At 63.8% G+C, this 21,355-nt stretch carries 23 protein-coding genes; 14 read left to right on the forward strand and 9 right to left on the reverse strand.

The genetic code is table 11. The features are described 5' to 3' along the window. Positions 1–19: 19 nt before the first annotated feature. From LOY54_RS20310 to LOY54_RS20325, 4 genes are all read left to right on the forward strand, one after another. Positions 20–1,807, forward strand: a complete 1,788-nt coding sequence (locus tag LOY54_RS20310) for an N-acetylglutaminylglutamine amidotransferase (RefSeq protein WP_258607713.1) — start codon at positions 20–22, stop codon at positions 1,805–1,807. Positions 1,808–1,810: 3 nt separating this feature from the next. Then, positions 1,811–3,556, forward strand: coding sequence for an N-acetylglutaminylglutamine synthetase (ngg, locus tag LOY54_RS20315; protein WP_258607715.1), 1,746 nt, complete (start codon positions 1,811–1,813; stop codon positions 3,554–3,556). A 14-nt stretch (positions 3,557–3,570) separates the two neighbouring features. Beyond that, entirely contained in the window at positions 3,571–4,755 is a 1,185-nt protein-coding gene (locus LOY54_RS20320; protein WP_045195427.1) for an osmoprotectant NAGGN system M42 family peptidase, read from the forward strand. Positions 4,756–4,821: 66 nt separating this feature from the next. Beyond that, positions 4,822–5,049: a YheU family protein gene (locus LOY54_RS20325; RefSeq protein ID WP_045195429.1), complete on the forward strand. Its 228-nt coding sequence runs from the start codon at positions 4,822–4,824 to the stop codon at positions 5,047–5,049. A 1-nt stretch (position 5,050) separates the two neighbouring features. Here LOY54_RS20325 and csrA read toward each other — a convergent pair whose 3' ends face one another. From csrA to LOY54_RS20340, 3 genes are all read right to left on the reverse strand, one after another. Further along, the gene (csrA, locus tag LOY54_RS20330; RefSeq protein ID WP_045195430.1) at positions 5,051–5,233 is read right to left on the reverse strand and encodes a carbon storage regulator CsrA; all 183 of its coding nucleotides are present in this window, start codon (positions 5,231–5,233) and stop codon (positions 5,051–5,053) included. 135 nt (positions 5,234–5,368) lie between these two features. Continuing rightward, complete coding sequence (locus LOY54_RS20335) at positions 5,369–5,701, reverse strand: YnfA family protein (protein WP_045195432.1); 333 nt, start codon at positions 5,699–5,701, stop codon at positions 5,369–5,371. Positions 5,702–5,754: 53 nt separating this feature from the next. Beyond that, positions 5,755–6,570, reverse strand: coding sequence for an SDR family oxidoreductase (locus LOY54_RS20340; RefSeq protein ID WP_195884810.1), 816 nt, complete (start codon positions 6,568–6,570; stop codon positions 5,755–5,757). A 241-nt stretch (positions 6,571–6,811) separates the two neighbouring features. Between LOY54_RS20340 and LOY54_RS20345 the strand changes: the two genes are divergently transcribed. Beyond that, positions 6,812–6,964: a DUF3309 family protein gene (locus LOY54_RS20345; RefSeq protein ID WP_010224169.1), complete on the forward strand. Its 153-nt coding sequence runs from the start codon at positions 6,812–6,814 to the stop codon at positions 6,962–6,964. Between the two features lie 122 nt (positions 6,965–7,086). Here the strand turns inward: LOY54_RS20345 and LOY54_RS20350 are convergent, their stop codons facing one another. From LOY54_RS20350 to LOY54_RS20360, 3 genes are all read right to left on the reverse strand, one after another. Further along, on the reverse strand, positions 7,087–8,745 hold the full coding sequence (locus LOY54_RS20350) for a cation acetate symporter (protein ID WP_045195438.1): 1,659 nt from the start codon (positions 8,743–8,745) through the stop codon (positions 7,087–7,089). Continuing rightward, entirely contained in the window at positions 8,742–9,053 is a 312-nt protein-coding gene (locus tag LOY54_RS20355; RefSeq protein WP_038994010.1) for a DUF485 domain-containing protein, read from the reverse strand. Before LOY54_RS20355 ends, LOY54_RS20350 begins: the two co-directional genes overlap by 4 nt. A 191-nt stretch (positions 9,054–9,244) precedes the next feature. After that, positions 9,245–10,093, reverse strand: a complete 849-nt coding sequence (locus LOY54_RS20360; protein WP_258607717.1) for a glycine betaine ABC transporter substrate-binding protein — start codon at positions 10,091–10,093, stop codon at positions 9,245–9,247. A gap of 224 nt (positions 10,094–10,317) precedes the next feature. Here LOY54_RS20360 and LOY54_RS20365 point away from each other — a divergent pair, with 224 nt between their 5' ends. Beyond that, positions 10,318–11,874 carry a beta (1-6) glucans synthase gene (locus LOY54_RS20365; RefSeq protein WP_258607719.1) on the forward strand — a complete coding sequence of 519 codons (1,557 nt, stop codon included), beginning with the start codon at positions 10,318–10,320 and terminating at the stop codon, positions 11,872–11,874. Between the two features lie 90 nt (positions 11,875–11,964). Here LOY54_RS20365 and LOY54_RS20370 read toward each other — a convergent pair whose 3' ends face one another. Beyond that, positions 11,965–12,327, reverse strand: coding sequence for a hypothetical protein (locus LOY54_RS20370; RefSeq protein ID WP_045195445.1), 363 nt, complete (start codon positions 12,325–12,327; stop codon positions 11,965–11,967). Positions 12,328–12,569: 242 nt separating this feature from the next. Here LOY54_RS20370 and LOY54_RS20375 point away from each other — a divergent pair, with 242 nt between their 5' ends. Together LOY54_RS20375 and LOY54_RS20380 are read left to right on the forward strand one after the other, a co-directional pair. Next, positions 12,570–13,868, forward strand: coding sequence for a hypothetical protein (locus LOY54_RS20375; RefSeq protein WP_045195447.1), 1,299 nt, complete (start codon positions 12,570–12,572; stop codon positions 13,866–13,868). Continuing rightward, complete coding sequence (locus LOY54_RS20380) at positions 13,861–14,664, forward strand: VacJ family lipoprotein (protein ID WP_258607721.1); 804 nt, start codon at positions 13,861–13,863, stop codon at positions 14,662–14,664. The genes LOY54_RS20375 and LOY54_RS20380 overlap by 8 nt, the downstream gene beginning before the upstream one ends. A gap of 6 nt (positions 14,665–14,670) precedes the next feature. Here LOY54_RS20380 and LOY54_RS20385 read toward each other — a convergent pair whose 3' ends face one another. Together LOY54_RS20385 and LOY54_RS20390 are read right to left on the reverse strand one after the other, a co-directional pair. Next, complete coding sequence (locus LOY54_RS20385; protein ID WP_045195450.1) at positions 14,671–15,828, reverse strand: patatin-like phospholipase family protein; 1,158 nt, start codon at positions 15,826–15,828, stop codon at positions 14,671–14,673. Between the two features lie 88 nt (positions 15,829–15,916). Beyond that, positions 15,917–16,849, reverse strand: a complete 933-nt coding sequence (locus tag LOY54_RS20390; RefSeq protein ID WP_045195451.1) for a lipid A biosynthesis lauroyl acyltransferase — start codon at positions 16,847–16,849, stop codon at positions 15,917–15,919. A 121-nt stretch (positions 16,850–16,970) separates the two neighbouring features. Between LOY54_RS20390 and minC the strand changes: the two genes are divergently transcribed. The 6 genes from minC (at position 16,971) to LOY54_RS20420 (ending at position 21,334) form a co-directional block, all read left to right on the forward strand. Then, a complete protein-coding gene (gene minC, locus LOY54_RS20395; RefSeq protein WP_093387360.1) occupies positions 16,971–17,720 on the forward strand; it encodes a septum site-determining protein MinC in 750 nt (249 codons plus the stop codon). A 97-nt stretch (positions 17,721–17,817) separates the two neighbouring features. After that, positions 17,818–18,630: a septum site-determining protein MinD gene (gene minD / locus LOY54_RS20400; RefSeq protein ID WP_045195453.1), complete on the forward strand. Its 813-nt coding sequence runs from the start codon at positions 17,818–17,820 to the stop codon at positions 18,628–18,630. 3 nt (positions 18,631–18,633) lie between these two features. Then, positions 18,634–18,888 (forward strand): cell division topological specificity factor MinE, encoded by a 255-nt coding sequence (gene minE / locus LOY54_RS20405; protein WP_010224188.1) that lies wholly within the window; start codon positions 18,634–18,636, stop codon positions 18,886–18,888. A 108-nt stretch (positions 18,889–18,996) separates the two neighbouring features. Beyond that, positions 18,997–19,632, forward strand: a complete 636-nt coding sequence (locus LOY54_RS20410) for an RluA family pseudouridine synthase (RefSeq protein WP_045195455.1) — start codon at positions 18,997–18,999, stop codon at positions 19,630–19,632. A gap of 128 nt (positions 19,633–19,760) precedes the next feature. Next, a complete protein-coding gene (locus LOY54_RS20415; RefSeq protein WP_045195457.1) occupies positions 19,761–21,050 on the forward strand; it encodes a M18 family aminopeptidase in 1,290 nt (429 codons plus the stop codon). A gap of 119 nt (positions 21,051–21,169) precedes the next feature. Then, positions 21,170–21,334, forward strand: a complete 165-nt coding sequence (locus LOY54_RS20420; RefSeq protein WP_176794228.1) for a hypothetical protein — start codon at positions 21,170–21,172, stop codon at positions 21,332–21,334. Positions 21,335–21,355: the final 21 nt, after the last annotated feature.

Genomic DNA, 21,355 nt, shown 5'->3' on the forward strand with positions numbered 1-21,355 from the left:
GCAAAACCGGTAAGGACTTATGTGCGGATTAGCTGGAGAGTTTCGTTTCACCCCTGTTGCCCACCCACCACGCCCGGCGGACCTCGCCGCGGTCGAGCGGATCACCCATCACCTGGCACCTCGCGGCCCTGATGCCTGGGGTTTCCATAGCCAGGGGCCGATTGCCCTGGGCCATCGCCGGCTGAAAATTATGGACCTGTCCGACGGCTCGGCGCAGCCCATGGTCGATAACCAGTTGGGCCTGTCGCTGGCCTTCAACGGCGCCATCTACAACTTCCCCGAGCTGCGCAGCGAGCTGGAAAGCCTCGGCTATGCCTTCTACTCGGATGGCGACACCGAGGTGCTGCTCAAGGGCTATCACGCCTGGGGCGCCGACATGCTGCCGCGCCTGAACGGCATGTTCGCCCTGGCGATCTGGGAACGTGACAGCCAGCAGCTGTTCCTCGCCCGCGACCGCCTCGGGGTCAAGCCGCTGTACCTGTCGCGCACCGGCGAACGCCTGCGCTTCGCTTCGAGCCTGCCGGCGCTGCTCAAGGGCGGCGACATCAACCCGGTGCTCGACCCAGTGGCGCTCAACCACTACCTGAACTTCCACGCCGTGGTGCCAGCGCCACGCACCCTGCTGGCCAATATCGAGAAACTGCCACCGGCCAGCTGGATGCGCATCGATGCCCAGGGCCGCTGCGAGCAGCAAGTCTGGTGGCACCTGCACTACGGCCCGCGCACCGACGAACAGGACCTGAGCCTGGAAGACTGGCGCGACCGCGTCCTCGACAGCACCCGCGAGGCGGTGGCGATTCGTCAACGCGCTGCGGTGGATGTCGGTGTGTTGCTGTCTGGCGGTGTCGACTCGAGCCTGCTCGTCGGCCTGCTGCGCGAGGTCGGTGTCGATGACCTGTCGACCTTCTCCATCGGCTTCGAGGATGCCGGCGGCGAGCGCGGCGACGAGTTCCAGTACTCCGACCTGATCGCCCGCCACTACGGTACCCGCCATCATCAATTGCGCATCGATGAGCGGGAGATCATCGAGCAGTTGCCCGCGGCCTTTCGCGCCATGAGCGAGCCGATGGTCAGCCATGACTGCATTGCCTTCTACCTGCTGTCGCGGGAAGTGGCCAGGCACTGCAAGGTGGTGCAAAGCGGCCAGGGCGCCGACGAGCTGTTCGCCGGTTACCACTGGTACCCGCAGGTCGATGGCGCGCGCGATCCGTTCGCAGCCTACCGCGAGGCGTTCTTCGACCGCAGCTACGACGACTATGCCGCCACCGTGCAAGCGCCCTGGCTGCTCGATCACGACGCCGCCGGCGACTTTGTCCGCCAGCACTTCGCCCAGCCCGGCGCCAGCGATGCGGTGGATAAAGCCCTGCGCCTGGACAGCACGGTGATGCTGGTCGACGACCCGGTCAAACGGGTCGACAACATGACCATGGCCTGGGGCCTGGAAGCGCGCACGCCGTTCCTCGACTATCGCCTGGTCGAGCTCTCGGCGCGCATCCCGGCGCGCTTCAAGCTGCCCGACGGTGGCAAGCAGGTGCTCAAGGAAGCGGCGCGGCTGGTCATCCCCAGTGAAGTCATCGACCGCAAGAAGGGCTACTTCCCGGTGCCGGGCCTCAAGCACCTGCAGGGCGCAACCCTGGACTGGGTGCGTGAGTTGCTGCTTGACCCCAGCCAGGACCGCGGCCTGTTCAACCCCGCCGCCCTCGACCGCCTGCTCAGCGATCCCCACGGCCAGCTGACGCCGCTGCGCGGCTCCAAGCTCTGGCAACTGGCTGCCTTGAACCTGTGGCTCAGCGAACAAGGAATCTGATCGATGAAAGCCCATGCCTCACCTTACGGCCAGCGCCTGCTGCGCGGCCAGGTGCCGTCCTATGAGCGACTGCAGGCGCAACTGGCCGGCGATGGCAGCCAGCCCCACGACCAGCCGCGTTCGCTGCACTGCGGCTGGGGGCGGCTGCTGATCGGCCACACCTACCCCGACCCGGCCAGCCTGGCCAGCGCCCTGCTCGACGAACGCCCCGGCGAGCGCGACATTGCCCTGTACGTGGCGGCGCCACAGCAGGTGCTGGCCCAGGCCCCGCAGCAATTGTTCCTCGACCCGTCCGACACCCTGCGCCTGTGGTTCAGCGACTACCGCCCGGCGCAACGGGTGTTTCGCGGTTTTCGTATCCGCCGGGCGCAAAGCGACAGCGACTGGCAGGCGATCAACGCCCTGTACCAGGCCCGCGGCATGCTACCGATCGACCCCGAGTTGCTGACCCCGCGCCATCAGGGCGGGCCGGTGTACTGGCTGGCCGAAGACGAAGACAGCGGCGCGATCATCGGCAGCGTCATGGGCCTGAATCATCACAAGGCCTTTGCCGACCCGGAACACGGCAGCAGCCTCTGGTGCCTGGCGGTGGACCCACAGTGCACGCGCCCGGGTGTCGGCGAAGTGCTGGTGCGGCATTTGATCGAGCACTTCATGAGCCGCGGCCTGACCTGCCTCGACCTCTCGGTGCTGCACGACAACCGCCAGGCCAAACGCCTGTACGCCAAGCTGGGGTTTCGCAACCTGCCGACCTTCGCGGTCAAGCGCAAGAACGGCATCAACCAGCCGCTGTTCCTCGGCCCAGGCCCTGAAACCGGGCTCAACCCCTATGCGCGGATCATCGTCGAGGAGGCGTACCGGCGCGGTATCGAGGTGCAGGTCGACGATGCCGATGGCGGCCTGTTCACCCTTATCCATGGTGGTCGGCGGGTACGTTGCCGCGAGTCTCTGAGCGACCTGACCACGGCGGTGAGCATGACCCTGTGCCAGGACAAAAGCCTGACCCACAAGGTACTGAGCGCCGCAGGCTTGCAGGTGCCGGCGCAGCAACTGGCCGGCAATGCCGATGACAACCTGGCCTTCCTCGAAGACCACGGCGCGGTGGTGGTCAAGCCGCTGGACGGTGAGCAAGGCAACGGCGTGGCGGTCAACCTGAGCACCCTTGATGAAATCAGTGCGGCGGTAGAAAGCGCCCGGCGCTTCGACAGCCGCGTGCTGCTGGAAAGCTTTCATGCCGGCCTTGACCTGCGCATCGTGGTCATCGGTTTCGACGTGGTCGCCGCCGCCATCCGCCACCCGGCGCAGATTGTCGGCGACGGCCAGCACGCCGTCGGCGCCCTGATCGAAGCCCAGAGCCGTCGGCGTCAGGCGGCAACGGGCGGTGAAAGCCGCATCCCCCTGGACCACGAAACCCAGCGCACCCTGCACGCTGCCGGGGTCGATTACGACAGCGTACTGCCTGCCGGCCAGCGCCTGGCTGTGCGCGGCACCGCCAACCTGCACACCGGCGGCTGCCTGGAGGACGTCACCGAGCGCCTGCACCCGGTGCTGGCCGACGCTGCCATCCGCGCCGCCCGCGCCCTGGACATCCCGGTGGTGGGCCTGGACCTGATGGTCAAGGCCGCCGACCAGCCCGACTACGTGTTCATCGAAGCCAATGAACGCGTCGGCCTGGCCAACCATGAACCGCAACCGACTGCCGAGCGCTTCGTCGACCTGTTGTTCCCCCACAGTCGACCCGCGCCATGAGCACAGGAGTTCGCATGCCCCAACAGCTTCCCGAACCGGACCTCACGTACTTGCAGAAAGTCCTGCTGGAAATGCTCGCCATTCCCAGCCCCACCGGCTTTACCGACACCATTGTGCGCTATGTCGCCGAGCGCCTCGAGGAGCTCGGCATCCCCTTCGAACTGACCCGCCGCGGCACCATCCGCGCCACCCTCAAGGGCCGCAAGAGCTCGCCCGACCGGGCGGTGTCCGCCCATCTGGACACCATCGGCGCCAGCGTGCGGGCGATCCAGGACAACGGCCGGCTGTCGCTGGCGGCGGTGGGCTGCTGGTCCAGCCGCTTTGCCGAAGGCAGCCGCGTCAGCGTGTTCACCGACAGCGGCGTGCTGCGCGGCAGCGTGTTGCCGCTGATGGCCAGCGGCCACGCGTTCAACACCGCCATCGATCAGATGCCGGTCAGTTGGGAGCACATTGAGTTGCGCCTGGATGCCTACTGCACCACCCGCGCCGATTGCGAGTCGCTGGGCATCGGCATCGGTGACTTCGTCGCCTTCGACCCACTGCCCGAGTTCACCGAAAGCGGCCATATCAGCGCCCGCCACCTGGATGACAAAGCCGGTGTCGCGGCGCTGCTGGCGTCGCTCAAGGCCATTGTTGAAAGCGGCGCACAGCCGTTGATCGACTGCCACCCGCTGTTCACCATCACCGAAGAGACCGGCTCCGGCGCCGCTGCCGCCCTGCCCTGGGACGTCAGCGAGTTCGTCGGCATCGATATTGCCCCGGTCGCGCCTGGGCAACACTCTAGCGAACACGCGGTCAGCGTCGCCATGCAGGATTCGGCCGGCCCCTATGACTATCATCTGACGCGCCACTTGCTCAAACTTGCCCGCGAACACGAACTGCCGGCTCGCCGCGATGTGTTTCGCTACTACTTCAGCGACGCGCATTCGGCGATCACCGCCGGTCACGATATTCGCACCGCCCTGCTGGCCTTCGGTTGCGACGCCACCCATGGCTACGAACGCACGCATATCGACAGCCTGGCGGCGCTGAGCCGCCTGCTGACCGCCTACCTGCTCAGCCCGCCGGTGTTTGCCAGCGATTCGCAAGCCACCGGCAGTTCGCTGGAAAGTTTCAGCCACCAGCTTGAGCACGATGCACAGATGGAAAGCGATACCCGGGTGCCGGCCGTCGACAGCCTGGTCGGCAACAAAAACTAGCGCCTACACAGCCAGGACAGGTTTGGCGTAGCATGGCGCTACCTTTTCGCCAGACCTGTCCTGTTCATGCTGATTCCCTACGACCAACTGGAAGCCGAAACCCTCACCCGCTTGATCGAGGATTTCGTCACCCGCGACGGCACCGACAACGGTGACGACACCCCGCTGGAAACCCGCGTGCTGCGGGTGCGCCAGGCGCTGGCAAAAAAACAGGCGTTCATTCTGTTCGACCTTGAAAGCCAGCAATGCCAGCTGCTGGCCAAGCACGACGTGCCCAAGGAACTGCTCGACTGATTCAACCGGCCTGCTTGGCCAGTTGCTCGACGATACGCTTGTAGATCTCCGCCCGGTGCACCTCGATGTGCCGCGGCGCGCTGATGCCGAAGCGCACGGTGTTGCCGTCCACCGACAACACCTTGATCTTGATGTCATCGTCGATGGCGATGATTTCGCCTATTTCGCGGCCTATTACCAACATGCTCCGATCCTCCACAAATCAGGGAATTCGGAGACTGCACGGGGTGCCGGACGCCTTCAATGCTCCGACGGCGAATTAGACCCATCCCACTTAGCTGGGCGATTTTGCCTACAGATTTCTTGAGTTTTCGACCCTTCAGGCACTCTGCAAACGTGGCCCGAGGACGATGATGCTGGCCCCCAGCACGCACAACAACGCGCCGATCCAGTCAGTGCCCAGCGGCCGCGCCCGCTCGACCAGCGCCAGCCACAACAGCGAAGTGACGATGTAGATACCGCCATAGGCGGCATAGGCGCGCCCGGCATACGCCGCTTCGACCCGGGTGAGGATCAGCGCGAACAGGGTCAGGCTGAGCAAGGCCGGGGCAATCCACCAGGCGCTCTTGCCCAGGCGCAGCCACATGTAGAAGGCATAGCAACCGCCGATCTCGAAGATCGCCGCGAGGAAAAACCACAGGTAATTGATCACACCAGGTACTCAAGGCTGTTCAAAGGATGGCCAAGAATACCTGATGGCGACGCTCAAGCCTGGGACGGCCGCGCCTTGGCGCGCATTTTCTCGGCCATGCTGGCCATCTCGTCGTAGAGCATCTGCGGGTTGCGCTGCTTGAGCTTCCAGGCTTCGCGGCCCTGCTCATGAGGCAGGATCAGGAACTCGCCGGCGGCCACTTGCTGGTGGATGTAGTCAGCGATATCGGCGGCGCTGATCGGCGAGCTTTCCAGCAGCTTGCCGACCTGGGCTTTCATCGCCGGGGTCGGGCCACGGAACGAGTCGAGCAGGTTGGTCTGGAAGAACGACGGGCACACCACGTGCACCGCGACCTCCTGCTGGCGCAGCTCGATCAGCAAGCTTTCCGACAGGGCCAGCACCCCGGCCTTGGCGACGTTGTAGTTGCTCATCGCCGGGCCTTGCATCAGGGCGGCCATCGAGGCGATGTTGATGATCCTGCCCTTGCTGCGCTCGAGCAGTGGCAGGAAAGCCTTGCAGCCCTTGACCACGCCCATCAGGTTGATTGCGATCTGCCAGTCCCAGTCCTCCAGCGACAGCTCGGCGAAAAACCCGCCCGAGGCCACCCCGGCGTTGTTGACGATCACATCGATGCCGCCGAACTTTTCTTCGCAGGCCTGGGCCAGGGCGGTGAGCTGACTGTAGTCACGCACATCGCAGCGCTGCACAAAACCGTCGGCGCCGGCCTCGCGTACCAGCGCCAGGGTTTGCTTGAGGCCGGCCTCGTTGACATCGGCCAGGGCCAGTTGCCAGCCCTCGCGCGCCCAGCGCAAGGCAATTTCGCGCCCAAGCCCCGAGCCGGCACCGGTAATCATCATGCGCTTTTGCATAGCAGCTGCCTTGTACTGTTCTGGAAAGTTCAGGCCAGTGTAGCGAAGCCAAGGCCGCCACCCACGCAGTATCAGGATGCTGAATAGCCGGGGCAAACAGCGGTGAACGTGACTAATAAAGATGGGATAAAACTTTTAGCCACTGGCAGCAGTCGGAATTAACAGGCGGGCATGAAACACATGACCGAAGAGATGGATTGCAGCGTAACGCCTACTTCTCAAGCCAAACAAGGAAACTGCCATGGGCACCATACTTATCATCATCCTGATTCTGCTGTTGATCGGTGGCTTACCCGTCTTTCCGCACTCCAGAAGTTGGGGCTATGGGCCATCCGGCATCATCGGTACGGTGCTGATCATCCTGCTGATCCTGTTGTTGCTCGGCAAGATATAGAAAAGCTGCAAGCCATAAGCAGCAAGCCGCAAGTCAAAGCAGTACGCGTACGGCTTCAACTTGCGGCTTGTGGCTTGGAGCTTGCCGCTAAAAAGGCAGCCAAAGGCTGCCTTTTTGCTTACTTAGTGAGACACCGCACCGCTGGCACCCAGGCCAGTCTGCGAGCGCACGAACTGCGGGAAGAACAGCGCGCGTTCGTCATCGGCGGCCTTGGACTTGTCGGTGATCGAGAAGAACCAGATACCGGTAAAGGCAATGATCATCGAGAACAGCGCCGGGTACTCGTACGGGTAGATCGCCTTCTCGTGGCCGAGGATCTGCACCCAGATGGTCGGGCCGAGGATCATCAGCGCCACGGCACTGATCAGGCCCATCCAGCCACCGATCATGGCGCCACGGGTGGTCAGTTTCTTCCAGTACATCGACAGCAGCAGTACCGGGAAGTTACAGCTGGCAGCGATGGAGAACGCCAGGCCGACCATGAAGGCGATGTTCTGGCTTTCAAACAGGATGCCCAGGCCGATCGCCAACACGCCAAGGGCGACGGTGGTGATCTTCGACACGCGGATCTCATCCTTCTCGTTGGCTTTGCCCTTCTTGATCACGCTGGCATACAGGTCGTGGGACACCGCCGAGGCACCGGCCAGGGTCAGGCCGGCAACCACCGCCAGGATGGTGGCGAAGGCCACTGCCGAGATGAAGCCGAGGAACACGCTGCCACCCACGGCATCGGCCAGGTGCACCGCCGCCATGTTGTTGCCGCCGATCAGGGCGCCGGCAGCGTCCTTGAACTCAGGGTTGGTGCTGACCAGCAGGATCGCGCCAAAGCCGATGATGAAGGTCAGGATGTAGAAGTAGCCGATGAAACCGGTGGCATACAGCACGCTCTTACGCGCTTCCTTGGCGTCGCTGACAGTGAAGAAGCGCATCAGGATGTGCGGCAGGCCAGCGGTACCGAACATCAGCGCCAGGCCCAGCGAGAACGCCGAGATCGGATCTTTGACCAGCCCGCCCGGGCTCATGATCGCTTCACCTTTGGGGTGAACCTTGATCGCTTCGGAGAACAGCGCGTTGAAGTCGAAGTTGACGTGCTTCATCACCATCAGCGCCATGAAGCTGGCACCGGAGAGCAACAGCACGGCCTTGATGATCTGTACCCAGGTGGTCGCGAGCATGCCGCCGAAGAGCACATACATGCACATCAGGATGCCCACCAGGATCACCGCGACGTGGTAGTCCAGGCCGAACAGCAGCTGAATCAGCTTGCCGGCACCGACCATCTGCGCGATCAGGTAGAAGGCCACCACCACCAGCGAGCCCGAGGCCGACAGGGTGCGGATTTCCTTCTGCCCGAGGCGATACGAGGCGACATCGGCAAAGGTGTATTTACCCAGGTTGCGCAGGCGCTCGGCGATCAGGAAGAGGATGATCGGCCAGCCGACCAGGAAGCCGATCGAGTAGATCAGGCCATCGTAACCGGAGGTGAACACCAGGGCGGAAATACCCAGGAAGGATGCGGCCGACATATAGTCGCCGGCAATCGCCAGGCCGTTCTGGAAACCGGTGATGCGCCCGCCGGCGGCATAGTAGTCGGAGGCGGACTTGTTGCGCTTGGACGCCCAGTAGGTGATGCACAGGGTGGCACCGACGAAGGCGACGAACATGACGATCGCCGAGACGTTCAAGGGTTGTTTCTGCACCGCGCCGGTGAGGGCGTCAGCGGCCCAGACGGCGGGTGCAAAAACGCCGAAGGCCAGGGTTGCCAGTAGACGCCGGATCATTGCTGAGCCTCCTTGAGGATCGCCTTGTTCATCTCGTCGAACTCGCCATTGGCGCGACGCACGTAGATGGCCGTGAGGATGAAAGCCGAGATGATCAGACCGACACCAAGGGGAATACCCCAGGTGATCGACGAGTCAGGGCTGAGCTTGGCACCGAGAATATGCGGGCCATAGGCAATCAACAGGATGAAGGCGGCGTAGAGACCGAGCATGATCGCCGAGAGAATCCAGGCGAAACGTTCGCGTTTTGAAACCAGCTCCTTGAACCGCGGGCTGTTTTGTATCGAGAGGTAAATGCTGTCGTTCATTGTTTTTGTCCTCGCAGCACAGATTAGGTAGTACCCACTCCACTTTATGCTGCCTTCGAACGCACTCCAGACGACCTTAGTCTTAGATGCAAAACTCTTTTACCGATTCGGTAACAGCCTGAAACGACAAGGGCCGCACCGGCGTTTCGCGGGTGCGGCCCTGGAAGGTGCCAGATAGAGGCTTTAAGCCATTATTTGCCGGTCCACTCGGCTACGCGTTCCGGGTGCTTGGCCACCCAGTCCTTGGCTGCGGCTTCAGGTTTTGCGCCCTCTTGAATGGCCAACATGACCTCGCCGATTTCATCCTTGGACTGCCACTGGAATTTCTTCAGGAACGCCGCCACTTCCGGCGCCTTGCTGTCCAGTTCCTTGCTGCCGATGCTGTTGACGGTTTCGGCGGCGCCATACACGCCTTTGGGGTCTTCGAGGAACTTGAGCTTCCACTTGGCGAACATCCAGTGCGGCACCCAGCCGGTCACCGCGATCGATTGCTGCTTGGCATAGGCGCGGCCAAGCTCTGCGGTCATCGCCGCGCCAGAGCTGGCCTGTAGCTTGTAGCCGGTGAGGTCGTAGTCCTTGATGGCCTGGTCGGTCTTGAGCATGACCCCGGAGCCTGCGTCGATGCCGACGATTTTCTGTTTGAAGCTGCCATCGCTCTTGAGGTCGGCCACCGAGCTGGCCTTGACGTATTCGGGGACGATCAGGCCGATCTTGGCATCCTTGAAGTTGGGGCCGTAGTCGACCACGTTGTCCTTGTTCTTGGTCCAGTATTCGCCATGGGTTACCGGCAACCAGGCCGAGAGCATGGCGTCGAGCTTGCCGGTGGCCACCCCCTGCCACATGATGCCGGTGGCCACGGCCTGCAGTTTGACGTCATAGCCGAGCTTCTGCCTGATGACTTCGGCGGCGACGTTGGTGGTCGCCACACTGTCGGACCAGCCATCGACATAGCCGATGCTCACTTCCTTGGCCAGCGCTTGCCCCGCGCCAATGGCCAGTACCAGGGCGGTGCCCACCCCCAGGAGTCGTCGCATTTTCATCCAAGCATCCCCTCGTCACGTCACGGAAGCTGCATCATCAACCGCGCATGGTCGCTGACCTGCTCTGGTAGCGACCTCGGGACAACGAGAAACGACATCACATCGCCAGCCATTGAAATCGTTACATCAAGCAACACCCACCCTGACGATCTTTGTAGCCCAAGGCTTTGGCCGGCGCCATTTGCGGGTACTATTGACGGCTTTGTTTCCAGACGGTCTGTTCCATGTCCTCGACTGCGCGCTTCCCGCTATTACCCTACCTGTTCGCCTGCCTGCTGGGCCTGTTCGCCCTCGCAGGGCTGTGGTACGGCCTGGGCAAGCCGGTGGTGCTGCCGGATGCGGCCAGCGCGTCGCACAAGCTGCAGTGCGCCTCCTACACCCCGTTCGACAAGGACCAGTCGCCGTTCGACCAACCGTTCCAGCTGCGCCCGGCGCGCATGGACGCCGACCTGGCCTTGCTGGCCGAGCGTTTCGAGTGCATCCGCACCTACTCGATGACCGGCCTTGAGGCCATCCCCGACCTTGCCCGCAAGCATGGCCTGAAGGTGATGCTCGGCGCCTGGATCAACGCCAACCCGGTGGATTCGCAAAAAGAGGTCAAGGCCCTGATCGCCTCGGCCAATGCCAACCCGGATGTGGTCAAGGCGGTGATCGTCGGCAACGAAACCCTGCTGCGCAAGGAAGTCACCGGCCCGCAACTGGCGGCGCTGATCAACCAGGTGAAAAGCCAGGTCAGCGTGCCGGTGACCTACGCCGATGTCTGGGAGTTCTGGCTGCAACACCCCGAGATCGCTCCGGCGGTGGACTTCCTGACCATCCACCTGCTGCCCTACTGGGAAGATGACCCGAAGAGCATCGACGATGCCCTGGTGCACGTCGGCGAGATCCGCCAGGTGTTCGGCAACCGCTTCGCGCCCAAGGAGATCGTCATTGGCGAAACCGGCTGGCCAAGCGAAGGCCGCCAGCGCGAAACCGCCCTGCCCAGTCGGGTCAACGAGGCGCGCTTCATTCGCGGCTTCGTCGCCATGGCCGAACAGCACGGCTGGCAGTACAACCTGATCGAAGCTTTCGACCAGCCGTGGAAGCGTGCCAGCGAAGGCGCCGTGGGCGGCTACTGGGGCCTGTATGACGCCGACCGCCAGGACAAGGGCATCCTTGAAGGGCCGGTGAGCAACCTGGTGTTCTGGCCGCAGTGGCTGGGCGCAGGTGTCGTGCTGTTCGCCGCCACCCTGCTGCTGGCCGGGCGCGTACGCGGCACTCGCAGCGCCTTGCAGTTGCCACTGCTGGCGGCCCTGGCTGCGGCCAGCCTGGGCCTGTGGGGCGAACAGTTGCGCATCAACAGCCGCTTTGTCGGCGAGTGGGTCTGGGCGATTGTGCTGGTGGGCCTGAACCTGCTGGTGCTCGCCCATGCTGCGCTGGCCTTGTCGCAGCGCCAGGGCTGGCGCCAGCGGGCCTTCGCCTGGCTTCAAGCGCGTGGCGGCTGGTGGTTGCTGGCGGCGGGTTTTGCCGCGGCGGTGAGCATGCTGGCGCTGGTGTTCGACCCGCGTTATCGCAGCTTCCCCAGCCCCGCCTTGCTGTTGCCGGCAGTGGTGTACCTGCTGCGGCCGGTGGCGGCACGCCGGGGCGAAGCGGCCTTGCTGGCGTTGATCATCGGCGCCGGCATCGCCCCGCAGCTGTACCGTGAAGGGCTGAGCAACCAGCAGGCGCTGGTCTGGGCCGGGGTGAGCGTGCTGATGGTGGCGGCGTTGTGGCGTAGCTTGCGGGTTCGGGTTCAGCAGTAACCGGGGCTGCTTCGCACCCCATCGCTGGCAAGCCAGCTCCCACAAGATCCCTGTGGGAGCTGGCTTGCCAGCGATGGCAGCGCCGCAATGTCAGCTGGAGCGCCGCACCAAGCGCAACCCCGCCAGCACCACTGCAAACACGGCAATGCTCGCGGTGTACAACACCAACGCCGGAATGCCGCACACCAGTGCCGCCACCGCCAGGCGCCAACCCGCGCGCCCTGGCACCAGCATGGCCAGCAGTGCCAGGCCCAGGGCCGACCAGGCCACGATCCTGAAGTGAATCATCAGCCCCATCAGCGAACGCGCCTGGCAGCCCCACAGTTGTGCCTGGTCGGCGCAGGTCGCCACCCAGTGGGCATCTTCCATCAGCACATAACGCAGCCCATAGCTTGCCGCCAGCCACAAGGGCAGAAACACCAGCAATGCGATCAGCGGTAAACGGCGGGACATGCGACACTCCAGAAACATGAAAATCGGCGCCCAGCATAATCGTCCGGGGCGTCTATGCAAGGCAAAAGCGCCAGCCTCAGCTACTTTGTCCTGTAGATAAATGGAACCAATTGTTGCGAATCCTCATTGGACGGCGGCAACATCTGGGACGATAAATGCCGGAGCGCCAGGCAACTTTGCCGGGGCCACCATGGTCCTAGCCTGCGTAACGCACTTTGCTGCTGCATTTTTGGGGATCCGTCATGCTTCGTTCTCTGCGCCTCGCTGCCCTGTTGGGTGGCTTTATCTCGAGTGCGTGCGCTTGGGCACAAACCATCGACGCGGCCAGTTACGGCTATCCGTTGACCAACCCGTTCGAGGCGACCATCGCCACGACGCCGCCGGAGCTACGCCCGGAGCTGCCTAGCGACGACGACATCACCCAGTCCGACTACAGCCTGAACATGCGCCCGGAGCGGGCCTTCACCCTGCCCGACAATTTCTGGCCGGTGAAAAAGCTCAAGTATCGCCTGGCCCGCCAGGACCACGAGGCGCCGCTGATTTTCCTGATTGCCGGCACCGGCGCGCCCTACTCCAGCAGCATCAACGAGTACCTGAAAAAGCTCTACTACAAGGCTGGCTACCACGTGGTGCAGTTGTCATCGCCGACCAGCTTCGACTTCATCACCGCCGCCTCGCGCTACGCCACCCCCGGGGTGACCAAGGAAGACGCCGAAGACCTTTACCGGGTGATGCAGGGCGTGCGCGCTCAGCACCCGCGCCTGCCGGTCAGCGAGTACTACCTCAGCGGCTACAGCCTCGGCGCCCTGGATGCGGCGTTTGTCAGCCACCTGGATGAAACCCGGCGCAGCTTCAACTTCAAGCGCGTGCTGCTGCTCAACCCGCCGGTCAACCTCTACACCTCGATCAGCAACCTCGACAAGCTGGTGCAGACTGAGGTCAAGGGCGTCAACAACAGCACCACCTTCTATGAGCTGGTGCTCAACAAGCTGACCCGCTACTTCCAGCAGAAGGGCTACATCGACCTCAACGATGCGCTGCTGTACGACTTCCAGCAGTCACGCCAGCACCTGTCCAACGAGCAGATGGCAATGGTCATCGGCACCTCGTTCCGCTTCTCGGCGGCCGATATCGCCTTTACCTCCGACCTGATCAACCGCCGCGGCCTGATCATCCCGCCCAAGTACCCGATCACCGAAGGCAGCAGCCTCACGCCGTTCTTCAAGCGCGCGCTGCAATGCGATTTCGACTGCTACCTGACCGAGCAGGTGATCCCCATGTGGCGTGCCCGCACCGACGGCGGCAGCCTGTTGCAACTGGTCGACCAGGTCAGCCTCTACGCGCTCAAGGACTACCTGCAACAGAGCCCGAAAATCGCCGTGATGCACAACGCCGACGACGTCATCCTCGGCCCTGGCGACCTGGGCTTCCTGCGCAGCGCCTTCGGCGATCGCCTGACCCTGTACCCCCACGGCGGCCATTGCGGCAACCTCAATTATCGCGTCAACAGCGACGCCATGCTGGAGTTCTTCCGTGGTTAAACGCCTACTGATCATTAGCGCGCTGCTGGCCTGCGGCCTGGCCCAGGCGGCTGAAGAAACCGCACCGCGCGCCAGCGTCATCGAAGCCGATCCGGTCGATGCCGATGGCTTCACCGAACCGCTCAAGGCACTCAAGTTCAACCCCGGCCTGGACCAGCGCGAATTCGAACGCTCGACCCTGGCGGCGCTGAACGTCTACGACCCGCTGGAATCGATGAACCGGCGCATTTACCACTTCAACTACCGCTTCGACCAATGGGTGTTCCTGCCGGTGGTCAACGGCTACCGCTACATCACCCCGCACTTTGTGCGCAGCGGCGTGAGCAACTTCTTCAGTAACGTCGGCGATGTGCCGAACCTGCTCAACAGCCTGCTGCAGCTCAAGGGCAAGCGCTCGATGGAAATCACCGCGCGCCTGCTGCTCAACACCACCATCGGCGTCGCCGGCCTGTGGGACCCGGCAAGCAAAATGGGCCTGCCGCACCAGAGCGAGGACTTCGGCCAGACCCTGGGCTTTTACGGCGTGCCCGAAGGTCCGTACCTGATGCTGCCGATCCTTGGTCCGTCGAACCTGCGCGATACCGGTGGCCTGGCGGTGGACTATGGCGCCGAGAACTGGATCAACTTCCTCAACGTCGCCGAGGTCAGCAGCAATCATCCGGAAGTCTGGGTACTGCGCGCCGTCGACAAGCGCTACACCACCAGCTTCCGCTATGGCCAGCTCAACTCGCCGTTCGAGTACGAGAAGGTGCGCTACGTCTACACCGAGGCGCGCAAGCTGCAGATCGCCGAGTAAGCACCCTCAGCTGGGTGCCGGCAGGCCAAGAAAGCCGCACAGCTCGCGGCGCTTGGCCAGGGCGTCGCGGCGCCCGAGCTCGATCAGCTCGCTGCAGTAGCCGGCTTCGAACAGCAGGTAGCTGAGCACCCCGGCGCCGCTGGTTTTGGTCGCCCCCGGGCCACGCAAAAACAGCCGCAGCGCCGCCGGCAACTCACGCCGGTGGCGAGCGGCGATCTCGTCCAGCGGCTGGCTGGGCGCGACCACCAGCACCTCGACCGGTGCCAGGCCCAGGCGCCGGCGTTCCAGGTGCTCGGGCATCAGGTGGCTGAGGTGGTTGAGCCGCTGCAGCAGCTCGATATCGTCTTCCAGGCTGTCAATGAAGGTGCTGTTGAGCATGTGCCCGCCGATCTGTGCCAGGCTCGGCTGCTGGCCGCTGAAGATGCGCTGGCGCATTTCGCCTTCATGGGGCCGCTGCGGGTTGCCGCTGACCCCGACCACCAGTACCCGGCTGGCGCCCAGGTGCAGGGCCGGGCTGATCGGCGCCGACTGGCGCACCGCGCCATCACCGAAGAATTCCTCACCGAGCTTGACCGGAGCGAACAGCAAGGGGATCGCCGAGCTGGCCAGCAGGTGCTCGACGCTCAGGCGGGTCGGCAGGCCGATACGCCGGTGGCGCAGCCAGGGGTCGATGGCGCCCTTGCCCTGGTAGAAGGTCACCGCCTGGCCGGACTCGTAGCCAAAGGCCGTCACCGCCACCGCGCGCAGGTGCTGCTGCTCGATGGCGTGGCCGATGCCGTTGAGGTCCAGGTGCTGGCTGAGCAGTGTGCGCAACGGCGAGCTGTCGAGCAGCGCCACCGGAACCGGCGCGCCGAGACCAAGCAGGCTGTGGCCGACGAAGCGGCTGGCCTGGCGGATCACCCCGGGCCAGTCGCTGCGCAGCACCTGATGGCTGCGAAAGCCCTGCCAGAAACTGGTCAGGCGGCGGATCGCGTCAGCAAAATGAGTGGCGCCGCTGGCCAGGGTCACGGCATTGATGGCGCCGGCCGAGGTGCCGACGATCACCGGGAAGGGGTTGGCGGCACCGGGCGGCAGCAGGTCGGCGATGCCGGCCAGCACACCGACCTGGTAGGCGGCGCGGGCGCCGCCGCCGGAGAGGATCAAGCCGGTGATCGGTTCAGCCATTTTACCTTCCTGGATTTTTGGTGAATTCATCGCGGGGCAAGCCCGCTCCCACAACTGTCTGTGGGAGCGAGCTTGCCCCGCGATAGCCTCAACGCCGTTTTTCGTAGAGCTTCGGCGCCCCCGGCGGACGCGACTTGAAGCGCCGATGCGCCCACAGGTACTGCTCCGGGCATTCGCGCAGCGCCGTTTCGATCCACTGGTTGATGCGCAGGCAGTCGGCCTCTTCGGTCTCACCAGGGAAATCCGCAAGCGGCGGATGAATCACCAGCCGGTAACCGCTGCCATCGGCCAGGCGCTGCTGGGTGAAGGGGATCACCCGTGCCTTGCCCAGGCGGGCGAACTTGGTGGTGGCGGTGACGGTCGCCGCTTCGATGCCGAACAGCGGCACGAACAGGCTCTGCTTGGCGCCGTAGTCCTGGTCGGGTGCGTACCAGATGGCACGGCCGGCGCGCAGCAGCTTGAGCATGCCGCGCACGTCCTCGCGCTCTACCGCCAGCGAATCGAGGTTGTGCCGCTCGCGGCCACGGCGCTGGATGAAGTCGAACACCGGGTTGCCGTGCTCGCGGTACATGCCGTCGATGGTGTGTTCCTGCCCCAGCAGCGCGGCGCCGATCTCCAGGGTGGTGAAGTGCAGGGCCATGAGGATGGCACCCTGGCCATCACGCTGGGCGGCCTGCAGGTGCTCGAGCCCTTCGATGTGCGCAAGGCGCGCCAACCGGGCCTTTGGCCACCACCAGCTCATGGCCATTTCAAAGAAGGCGATGCCGGTGGAAGCGAAATTTTCCTTGAGCAGGCGCTGCCGTTCGACGGACGGTAGCTCGGGGAAACACAGTTCCAGGTTGCGCGCCGCGATGTAGCGGCGTTCGCCGGCCACCAGGTACATCAGCGCCCCCAGGGCACGGCCGATCACCAGCAAGGCCCGGTACGGCAGCTGCACGATCAGCCACAGCAGGCCCAGGCCCAGCCACAGCGGCCAGAAGCGCGGGTGCAGAAAGTAACGACGAAAACGCGGGCGATCCATTAAAGATTCCGGAAAGACAAGGGCCGGGCATTCTACAACGGTTCGGCACGGGTTGCGGCCAACCGGTGTTCTCGTTATAAGTCTGGGCACTTTTTCGTAACAAGCCGCCCTAATGCAGACCATGAGCCAAACCCAAACGCCAGACCAAGACCCCGTGTTCCAGCTCAAGGGCAGCATGCTCGCCATTACCGTGCTCGAGCTCGCCAGGAACAACCTCGAAGGCCTCGACCGGCAGTTGGCGGCCAAGGTCGCCCAGGCGCCGAATTTCTTCAGCAATACCCCGCTGGTACTGGCCCTGGACAAGCTCCCGGCCGGCGAAGGCGCGGTCGACCTGCCCGGGCTGATGCGCGTCTGCCGCCATCACGGCCTGCGCACCCTGGCCATCCGCGCCAGCCGTATCGAAGACATTGCCGCGGCGATCGCCATCGACCTGCCGGTGCTGCCGCCCTCCGGTGCCCGTGAGCGGCCGCTGGAGCCGGAGCCGGAAGTGAAGAAGCCCGAGCCTGCGCCCGCCCCCGTGGCGCCGCCGGAGCCGGCGATCCGCCCGACCAAGATCATCACCACCCCGGTACGCGGCGGCCAGCAGATCTACGCTCAGGGTGGCGATCTGGTAGTAGTGTCGTCGGTCAGCCCGGGCGCGGAACTTCTCGCCGATGGCAACATCCATGTGTACGGTGCAATGCGTGGGCGGGCACTGGCCGGGATCAAGGGCAATACCCGGGCGCGGATCTTCTGCCAGCAGCTGACCGCCGAGATGGTCTCGATCGCCGGGCAATACAAGGTCTCCGAAGACCTGCGCCGCGATCCGCTGTGGGGGGCCGGGGTACAGGTCAGCCTGTCCGGTGACGTGTTGAACATCACCCGTCTTTAACGGATACTTGCCGCCATTTTCTGCGCAACTTTTTTCGATGTTGCCGTTTTTTGTATTTTTTGGGACTCGACGTCCTTTTCTTTAGGGGTGAAACACCTTGGCCAAGATTCTCGTGGTTACATCCGGCAAGGGTGGTGTGGGTAAGACCACCACCAGCGCCGCTATTGGTACCGGCCTCGCACTGCGCGGCCACAAGACTGTCATCGTCGACTTCGACGTCGGCCTGCGTAACCTCGACCTGATCATGGGCTGCGAACGCCGCGTGGTGTACGACTTCGTCAACGTCGTCAACGGCGAAGCCAACCTGCAGCAAGCGCTGATCAAGGACAAGCGCCTTGAGAACCTCTACGTGCTGGCCGCCAGCCAGACCCGCGACAAGGACGCGCTGACCCAGGAAGGCGTGGAAAAAGTCCTGATGCAGCTCAAAGAGGACTTCGAATACGTGGTCTGCGACTCGCCGGCCGGTATCGAGAAAGGCGCCCACCTGGCCATGTACTTCGCTGACGAAGCGATCGTCGTGACCAACCCGGAAGTTTCCTCGGTACGTGACTCGGACCGTATGCTGGGCCTGCTGGCGAGCAAATCGCGCCGCGCCGAACGCAACGAAGACCCGATCAAGGAACACCTGCTGATCACCCGCTACCACCCGGAGCGCGTCAGCCAGGGCGAAATGCTCGGCGTCGAAGACGTCAAGGAAATCCTCTCGGTGGCCCTGCTGGGCGTGATCCCTGAATCCCAGGCGGTGCTCAAGGCATCCAACCAGGGCGTACCGGTCATCCTTGACGACCAGAGCGATGCTGGCCAGGCCTATAGCGATACCGTTGACCGCCTGCTGGGCAAAAACGTGGAACATCGGTTCCTTGATGTGAAGAAGAAGGGATTCTTCGAGCGCCTGTTTGGAGGCAACTAACCAATGAACCTTTTTGACTTCTTTCGTGCCAGCAAAAAAGTAAGCACCGCCTCGGTCGCGAAAGAGCGTCTACAGATCATCGTGGCGCACGAGCGCGGTCAGCGCAGTACTCCGGACTACCTGCCAGCCCTGCAGAAGGAACTGGTGGAAGTGATCCGCAAGTACGTCAACATCGGCTCCGATGATGTGCAGGTCGCTCTGGAGAACCAGGGCAGCTGCTCGATCCTCGAACTCAACATCACCCTGCCCGATCGCTGATAGCGTTTTCGGGCACCCTGTGGGAGCGGGCTTGACCCGCGATTGCGATCTGCCAGTCATATCGCGTCGCGGGTCAAGCCCGCTCCCACAGCTATTTTGGAACACGCAATGCCGCTGTCCAACGTACACATCCTGCATGAAGATGACGCCATCCTGGTGGTCAACAAACCGACCCTGCTGCTGTCCGTGCCGGGCCGGGCCGAAGACAACAAGGATTGCCTGATCACCCGCCTGCAGGAAAACGGCTACCCCGATGCCCTGATCGTCCACCGCCTGGACTGGGAAACCTCGGGGATCATCCTCCTGGCCCGCGACGCCGACAGTCATCGCGAACTGTCCCGGCAGTTCCACGACCGCGAAACCGAGAAGGCCTACACCGCACTGTGCTGGGGCCAGCCGCAGCTCGACAGCGGCAGCATCGACCTGCCGCTGCGCTACGATCCGCCGACCAAGCCACGGCACGTGGTCGACCATGAGCAGGGCAAGCATGCCCTGACCTTCTGGCGCATCGTCGAGCGCTGTGGCGATCATTGCCGGGTCGAGCTGACGCCGATCACCGGGCGCTCGCACCAGTTGCGCGTGCACATGCTGTCGATCGGTCATCCGTTGCTGGGTGATCGCCTGTATGCCTGCCCCGAGGCGCTGGCGGCCCATGAGCGGCTGTGCCTGCATGCAAGCATGCTGAGCTTTACCCACCCGGTGTCCGGGGAGCGGTTGCGCTTCGAGTGTCCGGCGCCGTTTTGACGGTGCCAGCGGCAAGCTTCAAGCTTCAAGCTTCAAGCAGTCACCCTGCATTGAGTTGCGCCGCCTCTTGCAGCTTGCAGCTTGCAGCTCACCCGCTAAAATGCCGCCACTGCTGTCTGGAGTGACCTATGCGCGATGCACTGAATCAAGGCCTGATCGACTTCCTCAAGGCCTCCCCTACGCCGTTCCATGCCACCGCCGCCCTGGCCCAGCGCCTCGATGCCGCCGGTTACCAGCGCCTGGACGAGCGCGACAGCTGGGCCACCGTGGCCGGCGGTCGCTACTACCTGACCCGCAACGATTCCTCGATCATCGCCTTCAAGCTCGGCCGTCACTCGCCGCTGCTCGACGGCATCCGCCTGGTCGGCGCCCACACCGACAGCCCGTGCCTGCGGGTCAAGCCGCAGCCCGAACTGCAGCGCCAGGGCTTCTGGCAGCTGGGCGTGGAAGTCTACGGTGGCGCCCTGCTGGCGCCGTGGTTCGACCGTGACCTGTCGCTGGCCGGGCGGGTAACCTTCCGCCGTGACGGCAAGGTCGAAAGCCAGCTGGTCGATTTCAAGCTGCCGATCGCAGTGATCCCGAACCTGGCGATCCACCTCAATCGCACCGCCAACGAAGGCTGGGCGATCAACCCGCAGACCGAGCTGCCGCCGATCCTGGCCCAGGTGGCTGGTGACGAGCGCGTCGATTTTCGTGCCCTGCTTACCGACCAGCTGGCCCGCGAGCACGGCCTGAACGCCGATGTGGTGCTGGACTACGAACTGAGCTTCTACGACACCCAGAGCGCCGCCCTGATTGGCCTGCATGGCGAGTTCATCGCCGGCGCGCGCCTGGACAACCTGCTGTCGTGCTATGCCGGCCTGCAGGCGCTGCTCAACGCCGACAGCGATGAAACCTGCGTGCTGGTGTGCAACGACCACGAAGAGGTGGGTTCGTGCTCGGCCTGTGGCGCCGACGGGCCGATGCTCGAACAGACCCTGCGCCGCCTGCTGCCCGACGGCGACGACTTCGTCCGCGCGATCCAGCGCTCGCTGCTGGTCTCGGCCGACAACGCCCACGGCGTGCACCCCAACTATGCCGAGAAGCACGACGGCAATCACGGGCCCAAGCTCAATGCCGGCCCGGTGATCAAGGTCAACAACAACCAGCGCTACGCCACCAACAGCGAAACCGCCGGTTTCTTCCGCCACCTGTGCATGGCCGAGGAAGTACCGGTGCAAAGCTTCGTGGTGCGCAGCGACATGGGTTGCGGCTCGACCATCGGCCCGATCACCGCCAGCCACCTTGGCGTGCGCACCGTCGACATCGGCCTGCCGACCTTCGCCATGCACTCGATCCGCGAGCTGTGCGGCAGCCAGGACCTGGCGCACCTGGTGAAAGTGCTGACGGCGTTCTATCGCAGTCGCGATTTGCCTTGATGAAAGCATCGCGGGTCAAGTCGACCCGCGATGAGGCCCGCCAGCCTGACCCCGATCAACCCCTCGCCGGCGAATCCCGCTATGCTTGAGCCATAACTCTCAAGTAAGGACCTTGCCGCATGTCAGCCTTTGCCTCTCTGTTCCTTCCGGTCATCGCCGGCCTGATCCTGCTGACCGTAGGCTTCAACCTGCGCGATCGCAATATCGGCGTGTTGATGATGTGGGTCGGCACCCTGGGCATGATCGGCATCATGTGCTGGAAGATCCTCGAGAAACTCAACTGACAAATACACTACACTCGGGCG

Source organism: Pseudomonas sp. B21-032 (assembly GCF_024748965.1).
In the GTDB taxonomy this organism is placed as follows: Bacteria; Pseudomonadota; Gammaproteobacteria; order Pseudomonadales; family Pseudomonadaceae; genus Aquipseudomonas.